The organism is Desmonostoc vinosum, assembly GCF_059505385.1.
In genome coordinates, this window is sequence record NZ_JCACKM010000309.1 from 1 (window position 1) to 3,587 (window position 3,587).

At 41.5% G+C, this 3,587-nt stretch carries 6 protein-coding genes; all 6 read left to right on the forward strand.

Annotated elements, in window-relative coordinates:
• The first annotated feature begins 329 nt into the window (after positions 1 to 329).
• The 6 genes from AC5JMF_RS31670 to AC5JMF_RS31695 all read left to right on the forward strand — a co-directional run bounded on the left by AC5JMF_RS31670 (position 330) and on the right by AC5JMF_RS31695 (position 3,550).
• Entirely contained in the window at positions 330 to 545 is a 216-nt protein-coding gene (locus AC5JMF_RS31670; protein ID WP_495799673.1) for a bluetail domain-containing putative surface protein, read from the forward strand.
• A 645-nt stretch (positions 546 to 1,190) separates the two neighbouring features.
• Complete coding sequence (locus AC5JMF_RS31675; RefSeq protein ID WP_495799674.1) at positions 1,191 to 1,409, forward strand: hypothetical protein; 219 nt, start codon at positions 1,191 to 1,193, stop codon at positions 1,407 to 1,409.
• Positions 1,402 to 1,830, forward strand: coding sequence for an aspartyl protease family protein (locus AC5JMF_RS31680; RefSeq protein ID WP_495799675.1), 429 nt, complete (start codon positions 1,402 to 1,404; stop codon positions 1,828 to 1,830). Before AC5JMF_RS31675 ends, AC5JMF_RS31680 begins: the two co-directional genes overlap by 8 nt.
• Before the next feature lie 77 nt (positions 1,831 to 1,907).
• Entirely contained in the window at positions 1,908 to 2,231 is a 324-nt protein-coding gene (locus AC5JMF_RS31685; RefSeq protein ID WP_495799676.1) for a hypothetical protein, read from the forward strand.
• Between the two features lie 249 nt (positions 2,232 to 2,480).
• A complete protein-coding gene (locus tag AC5JMF_RS31690; RefSeq protein WP_495799677.1) occupies positions 2,481 to 3,095 on the forward strand; it encodes a hypothetical protein in 615 nt (204 codons plus the stop codon).
• Entirely contained in the window at positions 3,071 to 3,550 is a 480-nt protein-coding gene (locus tag AC5JMF_RS31695; RefSeq protein ID WP_495799678.1) for a hypothetical protein, read from the forward strand. The genes AC5JMF_RS31690 and AC5JMF_RS31695 overlap by 25 nt, the downstream gene beginning before the upstream one ends.
• Positions 3,551 to 3,587 lie beyond the last annotated feature (37 nt).

The window sequence follows — 3,587 nt, forward strand, 5'->3', positions numbered from 1 at the left end:
GATTAAGTCGCAATAAATGTAAGTATTATCAACGGGGTCTCAGGGCTATGGAGCTGATTTTATCAGTATCCTAGCTTTTTTGTCGCCCCGTCAGAGGGAATACAAATCCAGTTGATTACTATAGATTCTCCTTGACCAGCACCAATGATGTTAACGTGAGTTCAAAGATGGCTCTTATTTTTCCTATAGAGTGTGTTTGAAGTTTGCGAGACACAAAATTGGTAGCAGTCTAAGGTCTAGCCTTATTTGTTACCCAGTTTTGCTCTTAACTCCAATTTTTGACTAGTACAGCGATCGCCTTTAACGTACACTAAAAGCGCATTGAAATTATGGAAAATATTACCACAGGCAACGGCAACGATACCGTCATCAGACCCACCCTGGTTAATGTCAATGGTGCTTCCACTTTTAGATTTCGCGATGGACTGTTAGATCGCACCTTTCTAGCACTTAATGATGGTACGGCTGGGTTTTCTGCAAGCACAGACAGCATTATTGAGATAACCGGATTTAGAGGCAATTTGAATAATCTGAGCATTATCTAAATATCGGAAGAGAGCAGCGCAAAAAAGTTAAATCGACGTGAGTTCGACGGGATAAATTGACTGTGGTAGCAGGTTAGGGGGTCTGAATCCCCACCAAATTCTTTCCTTCTGCCTTCTGCCTTCTGCCTCCTGCCTTCTTTTCAAATCTCGGATGGACATCACACAGGTTTTTTGTAATCTTGACGACTTCTGTCAGGTATTTGAGTCTACGTGGAAACAAGCGCATCTGCCACAAATGAATGGTGAAAAGTTGAGCCGTGCCCCCTTGCAGTCTTAATGATAAGTCTTTAACCGGACACGATATTAGTTCACAATACGTATATGTGTTGCGGCTTGGTAGTTAGACATCACTCTAATTTTTGATACCTGTCAAATTTACCAAGAGCGATCGCCGCTATTCCATCAACTAAATTGAGTGTGCTGCTTAAATATGCGGGAGCGATCGCTTGATATGATAGTAATTATCTTCAAAGTAGGGCGACTTTATCGCTCCAGGTAAAAATTGCTGACACAGGAATTGGAAGTTTCTCAGCCAACCCATTATTAGGCAATTGGTAGACTAAATGAGTGTTAGTAATCGCCACCGCTTGCAACAAGCTAGCATACCCAATCGTTTCACCGAACCTCAGACGAGGAGATTTCCAAATGCCATTGGCTGAACTTATGTCACAAATCCGAGGGCTTCCAAAAATTGACAAGCTTCGACTGATGCAGTTTCTTGCAACAGAACTTGTCAAAGAAGAAGATACAAATTTCTTTGTTGTGAACCAAGAGTATCCTGTTTGGTCGCCCTACAATTGCTCTGAGGCTGCCAATGTTTTAATGAATCTTCTGGCGACAAAACAGCAAGAAAAGAATGGTTGACGCTCAAAAATTCCTCTACAAAATTATTGACAGCACTCTTGGCATGGTTGATCGGATGGCGTATCTGCCTTTAACGCTTAGTCTTAATGGTCAATTCCTGAACGCTGAAGGCTTATTAGATACAGGCGCAAGCGTTAATGTTTTGCCATACGAGTTGGGGTTACAACTGGGCTTAAGCTGGGAAAATGAGACGCTGTCGGTTCTATTGGCGGGGAATTTGGCTCGATTTGAAGCTCGCGCAGTCATTGTTGATGCTCAAGTCAGTTCATTCCCAATAGTCAACTTAGCATTTGCTTGGACACAAGCAACCGATATACCTTTGATTTTGGGACAGGCTAATTTCTTTTTTGAATTTGATGTCTGTTTCTTTCGTGCGCGTTCTGAATTTGAAGTCTACCTCAAAAAGGTTGGATATAAATAAAGACAGAAACATCTGTTAGAGTCCAATACGATTCAGTTAAGAAGAATCGCTATTGAGTTATCATCAGTTGATTAATTATGAAATTTTCTGCTCATATTTTTAATCTAACAGTTCAAAAAATTGAACAAATCTGTCTATTTGATTTATCTTGGGGAGAAGGGCAAAGATTGACTGTACAGGTTAATTATCCCGACATCTTAACGCAGCTATATCAAGAGTGGCAACAGGCATATCTCAACTTTTATCAGTCCGAACAAATGCGGGGAAGGACAATTGGTGGCGGGATTGCAACTATCCCTATAGACTGGCACGCGGAACTGGTGAAGGCGGAAAGCAAGTTGATGTATGAGTTTCATCGCTGGTTGCGTAGTGCTGAACTATACGATATTCGTTTATTTTAGGACTTACGCATTGACAGAAAAGTCAAAATAACAGGTATAGTTTTCAAGGCTTATAGCTAGATTTTTCAATGAAATTTTAGCGATCGCACCCAATCAAGGGTGATTGACAAAAGCCTGAAACAACGTATTTACGTTGATACACAAGATAGTTATTTTGTACAGTGCGTAATAGCCCTTTCAAGGTGTTGTGTGATGGGCTGATTTGTAGTTTGGTAAAAAGAGGTGCAAATCTGTTGGGTGGAGAAAAAAATGTTGCTAGGGCAGGTATTTGAGCGTTTTGTCACAGAAAGTCCAGTATCGGTGATGGTTCGTGGGCTTTTAGAGAAAGCACTATCTCCCCAAATCATAGATGAACTATTTGAACGTAGTGCCAAAACCCAGTACACTCGTGAGCTATTATTCTCCACAGTAGTTAATTTGATGAGCCTTGTGGTCTGCGGAGTTCATCCATCAGTACACGCAGCACACCAAGCATCAGTGGAAAAAATAGGTGTTTCAGTTACCTCGGTCTACAATAAAATCAATGGTATTGAACCGAGTACCAGTGGGGAGCTAGTCAGAGAAGTTGCGGGTCAAATGGAAGCGACGATTCGACACCTCAATGCAACAATGCCGGATTTGCTACCAGGATATCGAGTAAAAATTATTGATGGTAATGCGCACGCAGCGACCGAACACCGCTTAAAACCATTACGTGAAATTAGTAGCGCCCCGTTACCAGGGCAATCATTGGTCGTACTTGACCCAAGTTTAATGCTGGCAGTAGATGTATTTCCTTGTGAAGATGGTGAGGGAGTCGCAGTCTTGGCGCTTTGCGTCGATTGCGAACTCCCGAACCCGTGTCTACCGTTCAGGCAGCCCTGAGAAGTTTTCATGGAACCGAGAAGATAGAAGCTGAAATTTCCAGCTACTATTTAGCCGACGAAATTAAAGGTACTTACAGAGGGATGATGATTGCCATTCCCCCTAATGAGTGGTGTGTTTTTCAGAACATGACCTTCACAGAATTATCGCAAACTCTCAAACATCTGGCAGGCCTTGTTAAACTGAGAACTTTCCGCCGTCATCCCCGAGATCCTAAGAAAGCTCAACCTAAAAGTATTTTTGATGCATCGAGTTTGGGATTAGCTAAAAGTGTTTTGGATGTATCGAGTTTCGTATGGACTAGAAGTATTTTGGATACAATTAATTTGGCGTTACCTAAAAGTGTTCTGGGTACAGCTAGTTTGGCATCGCCTAAAAGTATTTTAGATACAATTAATTTGGCGTTACCTAAAAGTATTTTGGATGTATCGAGTTTTGTCTTAGAGGCTGTTTGAAAAGTCAGGTAGTTTGTAAAAAAACTCTCTCAGTGTA

Excerpts from the sequence above, each read along its gene's own strand:
- AC5JMF_RS31670 (WP_495799673.1), top strand. The coding sequence starts at position 330 with ATGGAAAATATTACCACAGGCAACGGCAACGATACCGTCATCAGACCC.
- AC5JMF_RS31675 (WP_495799674.1), top strand. The coding sequence starts at position 1,191 with ATGCCATTGGCTGAACTTATGTCACAAATCCGAGGGCTTCCAAAAATT.
- AC5JMF_RS31680 (WP_495799675.1), top strand. The coding sequence starts at position 1,402 with ATGGTTGACGCTCAAAAATTCCTCTACAAAATTATTGACAGCACTCTT.
- AC5JMF_RS31685 (WP_495799676.1), top strand. The coding sequence starts at position 1,908 with ATGAAATTTTCTGCTCATATTTTTAATCTAACAGTTCAAAAAATTGAA.
- AC5JMF_RS31690 (WP_495799677.1), top strand. The coding sequence starts at position 2,481 with ATGTTGCTAGGGCAGGTATTTGAGCGTTTTGTCACAGAAAGTCCAGTA.